We start from the raw sequence: 14,020 nt of genomic DNA on the forward strand, positions 1-14,020 counted from the left end.
AGACCACGTACTGCCTCTAACCAGCGGGTGAGCGCCTACACTATTTAAACTCCGAAGAACTTTAAATATAGTTGAGATGAGGATAGCTGGTATTGCTGAGCGGTGATGTATGACACCAGTACTGAGCGGTGTTTCGAGTAATGCCGATCCGACCCGGTGATCGGGTTCTCTTCTACATAGACCCCAAGAGAAGATTCGTACAGGTGATTCGCGAGGGCGGCATCCTCGGAACCGACAAAGGCTTTGTCAGACACGAGGAAGTTATAGGGCGGGAGATAGGCGAGTTTGTGACGACTTCTAAGGGCGTAAGAGTACGCCTGCTCAGACCTCTCCCAGTCGACTTCCTCGCGTCAATGAGGAGAGCCACCCAGGTTATATACCCCAAGGACGTGAGCCTGATCACATACTTGGCTGGGGTCGCAGAGGGGTCTAGAGTGCTCGAGGGGGGCGTGGGGACAGGGCACGTCACAGCAGTATTGGCCTACCTGGTAGGGGATAACGGGAAGGTTTACGCCGTAGACATAGACGAGGCGAAGCTTAGGAAGGCCGCCGAAAACCTGGAGAGGCTTGGTCTCGCTAAGAGGGTCGTCTTCGTCAAGAGAGACATCAGGGAGGGGGTCGACGAGCGTGATTTCGACGCCTCTATCCTAGACATCCCCGACCCCTGGAACGCCGTCAAAGCCGTGTACGACTCGCTCAAGTCGGGTTCCCCTCTCGTCGCCTTTCTACCCACCGTAAACCAGGTCGAGAAGACCGTGGCTTCGATGCAGGGGCTGTTCGTCGATATCCACGTCTACGAGGTTCTCCTGAGAGAATACATCGTATCCAGAGAGGGTACACGTCCCAGCCCTAGGATGACGGGGCACACGGGTTACATAGTATTTGGTAGAAAAATACTCCCTTAATCAAACGTGTTTGCCTTTAACATACAAGTAAACCGTGTGAGTCAACCCGTTGTCGTCTTTAACGTCGACAACTTTGACCGGGTTCCAACCAGGTATTCTGAACTCGTGGCTGACCACTCTAGCCCCGTCCCGCAACTCTTTTTCGAGCTTGGGTCTCAGGGCCTCATTCACGGACGTCAACAAGAAGAGCGTTACAACCGTGGCCTCGCTGATGTCTACGTTAAAGAAGTCGTCGTTTATTACCACTACCCTGTCGGCCAGTCCGTGGTTCAGAACATTGTTTTTCGCCTCCTTCACTCTCTCAGGGTCCTTCTCAATGCCGACGGCTTTTTTGGCGTTGAACTCCTTAACTGATACGATGAGAATTCTCCCGTCGCCGCATCCTAGGTCATAAACCACGTCCTCGGGTCCGACATTAGCCAGGCTAAGCATCTTTCTGACAACAGGGTAGGGGGTAGGGACGTAAGGCACATAGTACATGTCTAAGGCCTCGCGTTCGAGTCCAAGGTAAAAATATTTGCCATCAAGACCCTAAAGCTTTACTCTTCATAATCTCTATTGCTTTCTCCTCGTCTGGTTGAAGAGCCTGGTTCAAGGGAAGTTGAGACAAGAGGACTTTTACTGTCCCGTCGTCGTACTCGGCTAAAATCTGGGGTAGCCACGCCATACCGTATTCGTCCTTGTCACCGTACTCGTTGATGTACACGTAGTCTTCTATTTTGACGTCCAAGGGCGCGTTGAGGTCCTTCGATATCCTCTCCGCCAGCTTAACCCATAGCTTGTGATAGGGGTGGTGTTCCGCGGTGACCAGTACTACCTTCTTTACAGAGGCCATCCGATCACCCGCTCTCAGAGCCGTTTAAATGCCTTAAAGAGGTTAAAACTGTATCCCTATCTCTAAATAACCAGTCCTCTAGCCCTCCTCTCTTCTTCTGGTCTGACCTTGATTATACCGTAGTGTATAGCGCACGATATACAGTAGCACTTCCTAACAGGGTACTTCATTATTATGGCGCCTTTCTTCTCTAGTTCTTGAGCTAATTGAGGGGCTACAGGGCTATACATTCTCGTAACACATATAGCCTTGTCTGCGGGGACGAGCCTCCCGCAGTTGTCGCACTGTATCATCTCTACTTTGCCTTTATCACCTTTTCTACGTCCCCTGCTCTCCCTCTTCTTTGGCATGAGGTAATCACCTATCGGCTGAGTCTCTAATTGGATCAAAAGCCTATATACCTTTCTATCCCGTGCACTCTATCTCGACCTGGCCAACAGGTCGCTTACCCTCGTCCCGATAATGCTGTCCCAGTCCAGCCCTATCGCCTCCAGTAGCTGTTCGAGACTACTCCTTATGTTCTCGATGTACTTGTCGGGGTCTATATCAGCGAGTTTCGCCAACTGGATAGCCTTCACACCGTCCTTGCTCTTAACTTTCACGTACGCTATTATGTCGTTCTCGCCAACGTGGATACCGTAGTTCTTCAACTGTATAGCTGCTTTGACGTGGGGCGGCGTGTTCTTCGTGTACTCCTCGACCTTCTTGGTCAAACCAGTCCTGATCGTGAGCTGGTCGAGGGTTATCTCCTTCCTCTTCAAGCTAACGTACTTCTCCTTCACCTCGCTCCTCAACCACTCCTCGAACTCCTTGAGGTCTGCCGGGTTTGAGACGACTCTCATCCTCTCTATTATCTCCTCGAAGAAGTTCTTGAGGAAGTCGGGCGTGTTCTTCTTCTTGGCAATAAGGCCTTTTATCTCGATCCCGCCATCACTAGACCGCCCGAGATAGTTCTTCTTCAACCCCGTGAAGACGATGAAAGTAAACACCTTGTCGAGCTCTATCTCCAGCCCTAGGTTGTTGTAAACCCACTCCTGTAGTCTCCCTAATTGCTCCTGCGTCGGGTTCCACAAGAATATAGAGTCCGTGTCCCCGTACAATATCTTGACCCCTAGCTCCGCCGCCTTACTAAGGATACTGAAGAAAGATCGCCTTCCCATCGCTGTAACACTCTCGGCTACAGCCGGCGAGTAGAGTGGGAAGGCCTCGTCGCCGAACACCCCGTAGCTAGCGTTTATAAACACTTTTATGGCCTTCTGCACGACGTCGTACCAAGCCTGTACTTCTGGCGGAAGACTCTTGTCCTTGGCTCTCTTCTTGTAGACAAAAACCCTAAAGTCCCTTAGTATACCCACGAGAATCGACATAAGGCCTGGTCTGTCTCTACAGACACTATGGATTTTCCTCCCAGTCTCGTCTTCTATCCAGTACTTGTTAGAGCACCACTCTACATCGACAGTCTCGAAGCTCAGGTTGTACCTCTTTATAATACTCGGGTACAGGGAGGCAATGTCTAGGACTGCTACATTGAAGAAGACGCCTATTGGCGGCTCTATCACGAGAGCGCCAGCGTACTTCTTGCCCTCTATTATAGCCTTGGTGTGAGTGCTCTTTGCGAACCTCTGGATATCCTCTTTGTTCACGATCAGGTAGTTCCTCTTCCTCGACTCCCAGAAGACCATGTTCTGGATCCAGTTTGAGATCTTCCTCCTACAGATGTCCTCAATACCGGTTCTCGATATTCTGGCCATTAATACCATCAGCTTCCAGACCAGCTCGTTATTGAAGTTGATCAGCTGCAGTGTGATCTCGGCGTCTCGGTAGTTGTAGGCTATAAGCAACAAGAGGTCTTTCTCGCCGAGATTTCCCTCGAACGCGACCTTGGATATTCCAAGTAGGGCGGTTGATATTGCCTCTAGATTCTCCTCCTGGTACTTGTTGCCGAAGGCGTAGCTCTTAATGGCCTTATTCGAGAAAAACTTGTACAAGTCGATGTGTATAGATGACTCTAACCTGGCCTGGACTTCTTTAGTCTCCTCTACCCTCGCAACCCTGATGGGGATCTTGTCTCTCTCTATACCGAGGCTAATCGACCTGTTGTACAGGTAGTGCAGGTCGAAGTTGTCTCCGTTGAACGTCACGACCACAGGGTAGTTAGACATGACTCTGTAGGCTTCGAGGATCATCGCCCTCTCGCTGTCGAATACCTCGACCTCGGCTTCCCAAGGGTACTCATCGGTCGGCTCGCCGAACCTCACGTCCCTAGCTAAGACCAAGACTTTCTTAAACCCGTCGCTTGCGCTGAACGCTATCGATATCACGGGGAGGTCTGCGTGCTTAGGCGAGGGGACTTTGCCCTTTGCCGGGCTGTAGACCTCTATGTCGACTGCTAGTTTCACGGGGTTTGGCGGCATTTCTTCGAAGTAGTCGAGGAAGCCCATCGATGTCTCGTAGACCTCGGGGTGTTCATTACCGAATAGTTTTGTGACGAGTTCCAGGACTTGCTTATCTACGGAGGGCTTGACTATTGACAAGACGGGTCTATGGTTGATATTTTCGACCTTTATCTTCATGGTGGGCACAAGAAAGTTGTCGTAAATGTAGTTGTTGTGGTACTTGATCTTGGCCTCCCACGCCGAGGCGAAATGCTCCCTGAGCTTCTTTACGGCGAGCGGGTCTTTAACAACTATTTTTGTCAGCTTTACCTTCTGCATGGTCAAGGGGTTTACCTTGAACACCTCCTCAACAGTCTCAAAAGAAGGGTCTCCAGTGACCTCCTTCCTCTTCAAGACCTCGTCAGCGGGCTCGTCGGTGATGAAGTACGGCCTATGCCCCGTGGGGTCTAGCAGTCTAATTATCCTTCTTCCATCGTTAGACAAAAATACGAGGCAGGCTCTACCGGCCTCTCCATTATACTCGACATTGAGCAGGTAAGCTGGCGAGTCTAGTGTAGAAACATACCTGTCGAAATCCAGTGTGTAAACATCGCCTATTTTACTGTACTTCACTAGACCCCCTCCTCTCCTTCAGCCTTAGGATCGCCTCTGCGATATCGCCCTTAGTCTCCATGAGCGCTCTTCTAGCCTCCTCTTTGGACACGCCAGCCTGTGAGGCTACGAACTCAACGTCTTCCTCGTTTACCGCGACCACTGCTTCTCTTTGCTCCTTCCCGGTCGTCTCCTCTTTTGCCTCCCCGACGACCTGGAAAACCGTTTGGTTTTTAGACTTTATAACCACTACCTGGGGGCTCTCGATAACGATCCTCCTGTCTTTCAAATAGAACTCCACTTTTTCGACACCGCTCAGCTCTTCAACATCAAGGCCCATTCTCTTCAGTGCTCTCTTCAGTTCTCGGGGGCTAAATCCCGGTATCAAGGAGAAACACCGCGGTAGTCTAAATTATATAAGTCGTGTTAACCTATTAAAGTAGAAGCCGAAGCGAAGAATCCTGTTGATTCAAAATGCCCAGCCTGAGAATACTAGGTGGAGGTAGGGAAGTAGGTAGAGCCGCCATACTAGTTGAGGACGGGGAGAAGGCTTTACTAGACTACGGTATTAACTTCGACGACAAGGACCGCCCGCAAATGCCCTTGCACGTGAGGCCTGCTGACCTAAGCCTGATCGCGATCTCGCACGCTCACCTAGACCACATCGGGGCAGCCCCCTTGATGTACATAACCGGGAGGCCGAGGATCTACATGACGAGGCCCACGATCGAAATCGCCAGACTCCTCGTACTAGACTTCCTGAAGCTGAACGCGGTCAACGTGGACTACGAGTACAGCGAGTTCGTGAAGATGAGCGACAATGCCCAGTTCGTCGATTACGGGGCGGAAGTCGAAGCCGGCGGTTTTAAGCTGGTCTTCATGAACGCGGGCCACATACTCGGTAGCACAGCTATTTACGTCGAGACCCGGAGCGGGCACAGGATTCTGTACACGGGAGACATCAATACGGTGCAGACATGGACGCTCAGCGGGGCTGAGTTGTGGCCTGTCAAAGTAGATACCCTTATCACAGAGGCCACGTACGGTGATAGGGTACACCCACCCCGGTACCGCGTCGAAAAAAGGTTCGTCAGCGTAGTCGAAGAGGTGATCTCCGGTGGGGGCGTGGTACTAGTACCTTCATTCAGTGTGGGCAGAAGCCAGGAGGTCTTGACGCTACTCGCGAACGAGCTACCGTATGTAGGCATCTACGTAGACGGGATGGCGAGAGAGATATGCGGTATATACCTAAACTACCAGAAGTACTTGAGGGACCCGTCCCTGTACCTAAGGGCGCTGGAAAGGGTTACCTTCGTGAAGAACGTGAGAGATAGGAAGAAAGCCCTGAAGAGTCCGGGGGTCATCGTAGCTACGGCGGGAATGCTCAAAGGGGGTCCCAGTCTTCAGTACTTGAAGAAGCTTGCCGACGACCCTAAGAACGCTGTTTTACTCGTTAGCTACCAGTCGCCTAACAGCCCGGGACATAAGCTCCTCGAGAAAGGGGGGCTGGAGGAGATCGGGGTTTACTTCACTAAAGCCCGCGTAGAGTGGTTCGACTTCTCTAGCCACGCCGGTAGAGACGGGCTAGTAGACATAGCCAAGACCTACTCGCACACGCTACGCAACGTGGTCATAGTCCACGGAGACGAGGAGTCGTCTAAAGGGCTGGCCAATGCCATAAGGGAGAACCTGGGGAAAGACCTAAACATCTACGTCCCTAACAACGGGGACTCCATCGCTGTTGACTAGACTGGCTCTGATTACGTATACGTTCTTGGACCACCTCCTAGCAAGACCCAGCCTCTCTAACCTAGACAGTACCCTCCCAGCCGACGTATTGTTGGTGTAGAGCCTCTCAGCGACGTCCTCTACGCTAACGAACAACACCCCGGACTCAACAAAGCTCTTGTAGAGTTTGACCACGTCAACCTTAACCCTCACTGTGCTTGCTATCTCCGAGCACCCCCTGTGGAGGTTGGTGTTGAAACACGACCACCACCCTGAAACTAACGGCTACAACGGTTGTTGAAGTATAAAACCCGTCGTACAATATATAATAAGAACTCGAGCCGGGGTAGCTCAGCCTGGTAGAGCGCCGGGCTGTTAACCGCACTAGGTAGCCTGGTGGAAACCCGGTGGTCCGGGGTTCGAGTCCCCGCCCCGGCGCTTTATTCTACTTCTAAAGGTGAAGCGAGAACAGTATATGAAAAACTGGTAGCTTGAAAAAGTTCCTATGGACCGAGGAAGTCCTCCGGCTTTGGAGGCTCTGGTTTGAGCCCTTTCCTCTCCCTGATCTTAGCCACCAGGTCCATTAACATGCTGTCTGGTACTGGGGCCCACCTACTGAACTCCTGCCCCCAGATCGCCTTGCCGGCAGTTGCGCTCCGGAGCTCTTCGGCTATTGTGAAAGACTCGGCGACCGGTATCTCGGCTATCACCCTCGACAGATTGCCCAGTTGCTGGACTTCTATCAACTTCCCCCTCTTCTTCGTTATTATCGTCGATATGTTCCCTATGAACTCCATGGGGGTTCTTATGTCGAGTTTCATGATGGGCTCTAGGAGAGTGGGCCTCGAGGTCAACATGCCAGCGTATATGGCATTCCTAACCGCCGGGAACAACTGTGCCGGACCTCTGTGCGCCGGGTCTTCGTGTATTGTCGCGTCGTGTAGTACCACTTTGACCCCTCTAACGGGCTCCATGGCCAGCGGGCCTTCTCTCATGGCTAGCCTGAAGCCCTGTATGATGGTGTCCTTTACATCCCTAAGGTACTGAACACCGGTGGTCATGTCGACGAACACGTTTATGTTGTCGTCGATAGCCCATATTCTCCTGGCCTCGTCTGCGTCCCATCCAGCCTGTTCCCTGAGGATCTTAGCCCTGTCTCTTGGGTCCATGTCCTCCGTGATGATCCTGTCCTGTATCAGCCTGATCGCGTTTTCGTCCAGCGGCGAGACGCTTATGTACAACTTGTTATGTTTGTTCGGCGACTTGCCCTCGAATACACGGCTACCCGCCCTAACACTCTCCCTGTATACTATGACCGGCGGGGTGGCGACTACTTCCAGTCCGTAGAAGTCTTTGAGGAGAGTAAGAGCGATCTCGATGTGAAGAGTCCCAACACCGCTCAGCAGGAACTCGCCCGTCTCCTCGTTTATCTTGACCACCAAGCTCGGGTCCTCTATGCTCAGCTTGTGCATCGCGTCGATCAGCTTAGTCAGCTGAGAGGGGTCTTTGGGCTCGATGGCCACCGTGACAACCGACTCTGTGATCATCCTCAGCCTCTCGAAGGGGGTCATAGAGTCTTTGACTGCGAGGGAGCACACGGTCTCTCCAGACCTGGCCTTGTCCAGTCCCAGTACGGCGGCTATGTTGCCGGCGCTTATCTCGTCAGCCAGCTCCCTGTACGGGCCCATGTACAGCCCGACCTGTAAAGCTCTTTGCTTTAACCTCGCGTTCACCAGCCAGAGCTCCTCGCCGGCTCTAACAGTCCCCGAGTATACTCTCCCAGTAACCACCAGGCCGGCGTGCGGGTCCACCCTAACGTCGTTAACCAGCATCACCAAAGGCCCGTTGGGGTCCGCCTCTAGCATCGCTTTTGCCACCTCGCTATTCAAGTCGCCGTGCCATATCTTCCTTATCCTGTAGGCCTGTGCCTCCCTTGGGTTGGGGATGTACTTGACTACCATGTCGAGGATAGCCTCATGTAGCGGGGCTACTTTCTGTAGCTCGGGGAGGGCGTCCTTACCCCTCTGGTAGACATCAACGACATCGCCGAACTTGATGCCCTTTTGCTGAGCCATGGGTACTGAAAAGCCCCATCTATCCCTAGCACTGCCGAATACGACCTGGCCTTTAGCCGGGTCGAGCTGCCACGCCGTCCGGAACTCCTTGTCGGCATAGGTGGCTATCAGCGAGTTGATGTCCTTAATTATCTGGACTAGCCTCTGCTGTATCTCTGTCGGGGACAACTTAAGCTCCTTTATCAACCTGTCGATCTTGTTTATGAACAGTACCGGTCTCACCATCTCCTCCAGCGCTACTCTAAGGTACATCTCCGTCTGCGTCATCACCCCCTCAACGGCATCGACCACGACAATAGCGCCGTCGATCACCCTCAGCGCCCTTATAGTCTTCGACTGAAAGTCGACGTGCCCCGGAGTGTCGATCAAGTTGATAACGTAGGGCTTGCCCTTGTACTCGTGGTACAAGCTAACGTTCGCCGCCTTGACGGTCATCTGCCTCTTCTGCTCGATATCTAGGTAGTCCAGCGCTAATGCCTGCCCTGCGATCTTCTCAGAGAGCAGACCCGCCATCGCCAACAGTGAGTCAGACAGCGTCGTCTTCCCGTGGTCGACGTGTGCTGTTATACCTATATTCCTGACTTGCTCGAGGTTCTTCATTATCTTCAAGACTTCACTAGTCTGCTTATACTTGACCATGCGTAAACCAGCCTCGCCCACGTAACCGTACTAAAAGACCTCATGTATATGGGGGTTAAAAATCGGATATCAAGTACTCCCTTTCGCGTACCTGCTTATGAGCTCCTCGAACTCCCTCTTACCGACGTTAACCGAGTCCCTTAGCAGCGTGTCAATGTCGAGCGCCCCAACAGGCGCTCCCCCTCTTAGCCTCACGTCGATCACTACGTTGACGCTCTCCGTAGTCCTCTCTAACCGGACTATTATGTCGGCCTCGACAAGACCTCGCGCCTTCTCGTCGATGAAACCCCTGACAGCCTCCTCGACTCTCAGAGCGATTTCCTCCAAGTCGTCGTCTTTTATATTGTCTAGTTTTAAGCCCACGAGCTTAGGTCTGTTTCTGGGTTGTGAGCCCATACTTTGATAGTACCTCTCTGATCTTGCTCTCTAGGTCTGCTAGCTGCCTCGAGAGTACCTCGAGCTGCTTCCTATACTTTTCCTTCTTCAAACTGAGTAGCTCCTTCCTCTCTTGGAGTTCTTTGACTACTTCGTCCTTGCTCTTCTTCACCAAGACTTGACCTATAAGCTTGTAGACCTCCGTAGAGTCCTGTAGGTACTGCAGGTTCTCTAGTACGTTGTCTATCTCCGATATCTCAGCTTCTACGAGCTTTAGCTCCGAGTCGACCTTGACGTAGCTCTCCCTCACAGCTTGGTACTGTGCTATCAACTGCTGAACCTCGGGTGGCAATCTCTGCTCGCTCACCCCTCGATCACCGCCTTTAACTCCATGAGCATTGATATGGTACTTATTATACTATTAACAACCGCTCTTAAAAGACCTATTCTGGAACACGATACAACAACCCTGAGCGTAGACTCCTTCAACTCTAGCTCGCCCCTGCAGGCCTCCGGGAGGCTCTCTATCTCTGGCCGCAGAGACTCCACGATGGACCTAGCAATATTCTCGTCAGCACCTCTTACCTCGAGCTCAACCTTGTTCTCCATAAATCTTGAAGCCTCTCACCTTTAACAAGGGGCCGACTACATCTCCATTCCGAGAAAGTATTTTAACCGTTACATTACCCCCCTCGTCGTGTAGAGATATCTTGAAGGCCGACGACTTGTTAATGAAGTCCTTGAGCAGGCTCATCAATAACCCCGCTAGTTCTAGGCACTTACTACTAGAGCAGTTCGACTCGTCAACACCACTATATGATGTTATAGGGGCCGTTAACTTAGCCCCTCCCTCTCTGGAAAGCCTTACGCCACCTAGGAGCACGTCGAAGTACTTCGACGCCGCGGCTTTGCCCTCGGCATCGTAGTGGACTACGTAAACGTGAATAACCGCCGGGTTTCCCTTCTTATTCGTGGCTACAACTAGGTACTTCTTTTTCAACAGCAACGCGAGGTAGGCTAGGTCGACAAGCCTTCTTTTACCCCTAGTAACTCTGACAGACCCAGGTAAGACGAGGGTAAGGTCTTTTACGAAAGACCTTAGTCTCTGACTCGGGCGATGCGACGTAGTAACTAAAAACAACCCCTTCTACTCCCTTACAACGACCTTGGGAAAGTACTTGCTGATCTCTGTCCTGTGGTAGTACGCGCCGCCGGCCCAAACAGCTCCGCACTTTCTACAAGTCCATAGACCGACCGACACCCTCACTACACCACCCGTGTAGCCACAGAAGGGGCACTGCTGGGGAGAGTACCTCTTGAGTAGTATATCCCTAACCTTCTTCCTCAGAGTAGAGCCGTATCTCGCCCCGAACCTACCGGCCGGACCAACGACCTTCGTCCTTCCCATAAGCAACACCTGGTCTACCACTTCGTGTACTCTTGCGGATTGCTTATAACCCTCCTTATAAAGCTTAAGACTTGTTCGCCAGCCTTTAAAGCTATTTCGACAGCAGAGTCCAACGTCCTGGGCGTTATACTTCTCGGCCCTCTCTTCTGTAGGCCCACTATACGTCCTTTCTCGTCCACCGAGATCGACAAGAACGTGTCTATCACACTCTCCTCCTCGAGCGACGGGTCTACGATCAGAATATCACCTAGCACGCCCATGGTTACCGTGGTCACGAGAGTGTTTATTGGCAGGGGCGTATCCTTGGTTCCATAGACGACTTTGAAGCCCTCCACCGTAGTGTCAAGTCTAGGTAATCTCGACGTGGCGAGGGCTATCATAGACGCTATCATGCCGGTGTCTAGTATGTTCCCGTCGTGGTCTATCACGTAGATGTCGTCGTATATCACCCACGCTAGCCTCCCCGGCTGGATCACCAGCTTAGACAGGTCAACTACCTTAGGCTCTCTGAGACTCCTGTCTATTACCCTCGCGACCTCTATCGCGTCCTCGTTCGGGGGTCCAGGCTCGAAGGAGGGGGATGCTAGTGGGACGAACTCGGCGTGAACCTGCAAAACCCCCTCATTCGGCCTATCCTCGAAAGGCGTGCCCAGCTCCGCTTTCACACCCGCTATTACCTGCGTACCACCCAGCTTCACTAAGGCGCTTCCTTCCGCCTTGCTTATTATGCCAACGCTTACCGAGATGTTCCTGTAGTCGTGAAGACCCCTGTTGTCTACACGCTCACCCTTCTTCAGCATCCTTACTATCGTCTCCGCCCTTATCTTGGGCATTATAGGCTCTCTTTGAGGAGTTATCGACATAGAGCCCACCTCACGACTCTAGTACAGACAGGTACTTCTTATGCAGCGTCTCCTTCATCAAGGCGTACACTTTCTCGGCCCCTCTCTTCGCGAGTTCGATGGCCTTCTTGAACTCTTCTACTGTTAGAACACCGTTCAGCTGAAGTAAGACTATCTCGCCAATGCCAGCAGCATACCCTACAGGCAGGTCCGCCTCGCCGTACTCGTCCTCGAGCTCGTTTATGTCTAGTACCAGGACTCCCTCGACTTTGCCCACCGCGACCCCGGCCACTAGGTCTTTCATCGGTATGCCCGCGTCGGCTAATGCCAACGAAGCCGCTGTCAACCCGGCTGTCCTAGTACCGCCGTCGGCCTGGATCACCTCAATGAACACATCTATGCTGGCTCTGGGGAACTGTTCTGTGAAGACCACCGACTCTAGCGCCTCTCTTACGACTTTGGACAACTCTATCTCTCTCCTTGTAGGTGCTGGTGATTTGTGTTCTGTGGTCGAGAATGGGGCCATATGGTACCTCACCCTTAGTACAGCTCTGTCCGGGAGCTGCACAGCCTTGGGTACTACCTCCCTAGGTCCGTACACGGCTGCTAGAACTTTTGTTCCACCATACTCAACTAGGGCGGAGCCGTTCGCGTTCTTCAGTATACCTATCTCCATTCTTATTGGCCTCAGTTCGTCTGGTTTCCTACCGTCGACCCTCAATCCGTCCTCGCGGATCAGCTTGGGCTTAGACTCCGACACATCAACCACCCAGTTTTTGTTCTAGGAACTGCTTCACCTCCTCCGTTAAGCCCCTCGCATGCGGCTTTTCCTCTATTATCTTAATAGCCTGGGTTAAAACCTCCCCCCTGTACTCGTCCGGGCACTTCGCCCATATGAAGCCGTTCTGGGCAACTGTTATATCGCAACCCGTTTTCGTTGTTAGCAGGTTGAACATGCTGCCCTTCTTGCCTATTATCCGAGGGATCCTGCTAGGTTTAACCTCTATTATGATGCCCTCGATGATCTTGCCAAGACCTTTACCTCTTATCGTGAGAAGGGGGTCTCTTGTCCTGTCAAAAGCGACGATCTTAGCAAGTACCATGTCACCTACGTCCAGGTAAGACTTCAAGTCGTGGTATAAGGGGTTGAAATTCTCTATCGCGTCGCTCGCGTTCAAGTAGGCTCTATACGGGCTCCTGATGTTGACTTCCCAGGCCGTTATCCCGATTCCCTCGATAACGCCGATCACGACATCGTCTCTTCTAGGGTAGTACACGGTGTTGAATGGTATAACAGCGATGTCGTTCTCGGAGACCGAGGTAACCCCGTAGACGTCAGAGTAAATCTTGTTGTTTACCAGGTATACGTGCTTCTCCGGTAGCCTCTTAAAGCCTTGGTTCCCGTCCTCCTCTATCTCGGCCAGAGTATCGCCCGGCCTGACAATCTGCCTGTCCGCCACGTAGACCTTGAGCTTCAAGCCTCTCAACCCACGCTGATGATTTTGACCTGTGCCGTACCCTTTGTTAAACTGTTTACCTTGTCTATGAACTCCTGCTGCATACCAGCTGGTATCTCTATCTCCACTAATAAACTACCGTCGTTCATCCAGGTCGACTTCTTCACTTCGCCTAGCTGCGCAATCGACTTGTGGATCCTCCCAGCGTACTCAGGCGGGACCCTCACACTAATGTATGCCTTGGCGATCTTTATTGGTATCACCCGCGCGATCTTCGAAAGGATCTCCTCCATCTGGGCCTCGGCGGGCTTGAACGGGTCTATCGAAACCCTTGCCTGCTCGATTGCCAGCTCGATCCTCTTCTGAGGTATCGGTAGTTTAGTCTTCGGGTCCACGGCGTTTTTTGCTATAAGTGTTATAACCTGCTTCTTTTTCTCCTCGACAAATTTTCGCCTCTGCTCAGCCGTCAGCTGAATCTCGCCTCTCCGAACTATCTCAAGGGCTATTTGTCTGACGTCATCCGTCTTAAAAACCTCCCTCAGGCTCTCGGGCGACGCCTTCAACCCCTTCCTCGCATCCTTGTAAATGAAGTCGCCTACGAGAAGGTCGTCTACACTAACAGACTTTCCCTCCTTTACTTTCAGAGCTAAATCCGGGTTAACCAACACTTCAAACCTGTGCCCCTTCTCCTCGAGTCTCGCTATCACGTATTTGTCTGTCAAAACACATCACTCTTCTACACTAAACTACAGATTCTTTAACTAACAGG

General features: G+C 52.1%; 18 protein-coding genes and 1 tRNA gene. 3 read left to right on the top strand and 16 right to left on the bottom strand.

The window, feature by feature from the left end; genetic code table 11:
* Positions 1-140: 140 nt before the first annotated feature.
* A complete protein-coding gene (locus WLZ34_RS02680) occupies positions 141-905 on the top strand; it encodes a tRNA (adenine-N1)-methyltransferase (protein WP_434731769.1) in 765 nt (254 codons plus the stop codon).
* On the opposite strand, the gene WLZ34_RS02685 is transcribed toward WLZ34_RS02680, so the two are convergent.
* The 5 genes from WLZ34_RS02685 to WLZ34_RS02705 form a co-directional block, all read right to left on the bottom strand.
* A complete protein-coding gene (locus WLZ34_RS02685) occupies positions 906-1,385 on the bottom strand; it encodes a protein-lysine N-methyltransferase (RefSeq protein WP_428726581.1) in 480 nt (159 codons plus the stop codon).
* A 43-nt stretch (positions 1,386-1,428) separates the two neighbouring features.
* Positions 1,429-1,740, bottom strand: coding sequence for a hypothetical protein (locus tag WLZ34_RS02690; protein WP_428726580.1), 312 nt, complete (start codon positions 1,738-1,740; stop codon positions 1,429-1,431).
* A gap of 62 nt (positions 1,741-1,802) precedes the next feature.
* Entirely contained in the window at positions 1,803-2,090 is a 288-nt protein-coding gene (locus tag WLZ34_RS02695) for a 30S ribosomal protein S26e (RefSeq protein ID WP_428726579.1), read from the bottom strand.
* Positions 2,091-2,159: 69 nt separating this feature from the next.
* Complete coding sequence (locus tag WLZ34_RS02700; RefSeq protein ID WP_434731770.1) at positions 2,160-4,748, bottom strand: DNA-directed DNA polymerase I; 2,589 nt, start codon at positions 4,746-4,748, stop codon at positions 2,160-2,162.
* Positions 4,735-5,115, bottom strand: a complete 381-nt coding sequence (locus WLZ34_RS02705; protein WP_428726577.1) for a nascent polypeptide-associated complex protein — start codon at positions 5,113-5,115, stop codon at positions 4,735-4,737. The genes WLZ34_RS02700 and WLZ34_RS02705 overlap by 14 nt, the downstream gene beginning before the upstream one ends.
* An 86-nt stretch (positions 5,116-5,201) precedes the next feature.
* Here WLZ34_RS02705 and WLZ34_RS02710 point away from each other — a divergent pair, with 86 nt between their 5' ends.
* Complete coding sequence (locus WLZ34_RS02710; RefSeq protein ID WP_434731771.1) at positions 5,202-6,476, top strand: MBL fold metallo-hydrolase; 1,275 nt, start codon at positions 5,202-5,204, stop codon at positions 6,474-6,476.
* On the opposite strand, the gene WLZ34_RS02715 is transcribed toward WLZ34_RS02710, so the two are convergent.
* Positions 6,429-6,668: a hypothetical protein gene (locus tag WLZ34_RS02715; protein WP_428726575.1), complete on the bottom strand. Its 240-nt coding sequence runs from the start codon at positions 6,666-6,668 to the stop codon at positions 6,429-6,431. The genes WLZ34_RS02710 and WLZ34_RS02715 overlap by 48 nt on opposite strands.
* Before the next feature lie 127 nt (positions 6,669-6,795).
* On the opposite strand from WLZ34_RS02715, the gene WLZ34_RS02720 reads away from it, so the two are divergent.
* A tRNA-Asn gene (locus WLZ34_RS02720) sits at positions 6,796-6,893 on the top strand.
* Between the two features lie 65 nt (positions 6,894-6,958).
* On the opposite strand, the gene WLZ34_RS02725 is transcribed toward WLZ34_RS02720, so the two are convergent.
* The 10 genes from WLZ34_RS02725 to WLZ34_RS02770 all read right to left on the bottom strand — a co-directional run bounded on the left by WLZ34_RS02725 (position 6,959) and on the right by WLZ34_RS02770 (position 13,973).
* Positions 6,959-9,169 (bottom strand): elongation factor EF-2, encoded by a 2,211-nt coding sequence (locus WLZ34_RS02725; protein ID WP_434731920.1) that lies wholly within the window; start codon positions 9,167-9,169, stop codon positions 6,959-6,961.
* 69 nt (positions 9,170-9,238) lie between these two features.
* Positions 9,239-9,565, bottom strand: coding sequence for a hypothetical protein (locus tag WLZ34_RS02730; RefSeq protein WP_434731772.1), 327 nt, complete (start codon positions 9,563-9,565; stop codon positions 9,239-9,241).
* Positions 9,537-9,911 carry a prefoldin subunit beta gene (locus WLZ34_RS02735; RefSeq protein WP_428726573.1) on the bottom strand — a complete coding sequence of 125 codons (375 nt, stop codon included), beginning with the start codon at positions 9,909-9,911 and terminating at the stop codon, positions 9,537-9,539. The genes WLZ34_RS02730 and WLZ34_RS02735 overlap by 29 nt, the downstream gene beginning before the upstream one ends.
* On the bottom strand, positions 9,908-10,153 hold the full coding sequence (locus tag WLZ34_RS02740) for a KEOPS complex subunit Pcc1 (RefSeq protein WP_434731773.1): 246 nt from the start codon (positions 10,151-10,153) through the stop codon (positions 9,908-9,910). The genes WLZ34_RS02735 and WLZ34_RS02740 overlap by 4 nt, the downstream gene beginning before the upstream one ends.
* On the bottom strand, positions 10,137-10,685 hold the full coding sequence (locus WLZ34_RS02745) for a Brix domain-containing protein (protein ID WP_434731774.1): 549 nt from the start codon (positions 10,683-10,685) through the stop codon (positions 10,137-10,139). The genes WLZ34_RS02740 and WLZ34_RS02745 overlap by 17 nt, the downstream gene beginning before the upstream one ends.
* A gap of 6 nt (positions 10,686-10,691) precedes the next feature.
* Positions 10,692-10,952 (bottom strand): 50S ribosomal protein L37ae, encoded by a 261-nt coding sequence (locus WLZ34_RS02750; protein ID WP_434731775.1) that lies wholly within the window; start codon positions 10,950-10,952, stop codon positions 10,692-10,694.
* A gap of 14 nt (positions 10,953-10,966) precedes the next feature.
* Positions 10,967-11,815: an exosome complex protein Rrp42 gene (rrp42, locus tag WLZ34_RS02755; RefSeq protein ID WP_434731776.1), complete on the bottom strand. Its 849-nt coding sequence runs from the start codon at positions 11,813-11,815 to the stop codon at positions 10,967-10,969.
* Between the two features lie 10 nt (positions 11,816-11,825).
* Positions 11,826-12,554 (bottom strand): exosome complex exonuclease Rrp41, encoded by a 729-nt coding sequence (gene rrp41, locus WLZ34_RS02760; RefSeq protein ID WP_434731777.1) that lies wholly within the window; start codon positions 12,552-12,554, stop codon positions 11,826-11,828.
* Position 12,555: 1 nt separating this feature from the next.
* The gene (gene rrp4 / locus WLZ34_RS02765) at positions 12,556-13,272 is read right to left on the bottom strand and encodes an exosome complex RNA-binding protein Rrp4 (RefSeq protein WP_434731778.1); all 717 of its coding nucleotides are present in this window, start codon (positions 13,270-13,272) and stop codon (positions 12,556-12,558) included.
* A 5-nt stretch (positions 13,273-13,277) separates the two neighbouring features.
* Complete coding sequence (locus WLZ34_RS02770; RefSeq protein WP_428726566.1) at positions 13,278-13,973, bottom strand: ribosome assembly factor SBDS; 696 nt, start codon at positions 13,971-13,973, stop codon at positions 13,278-13,280.
* Between the last annotated feature and the right edge of the window lie 47 nt (positions 13,974-14,020).

The sequence above is a fragment of the Thermogladius sp. KZ2Tp1 genome, assembly GCF_051131135.1.
Classification (GTDB): Archaea; Thermoproteota; Thermoprotei_A; order Sulfolobales; family Desulfurococcaceae; genus Thermogladius.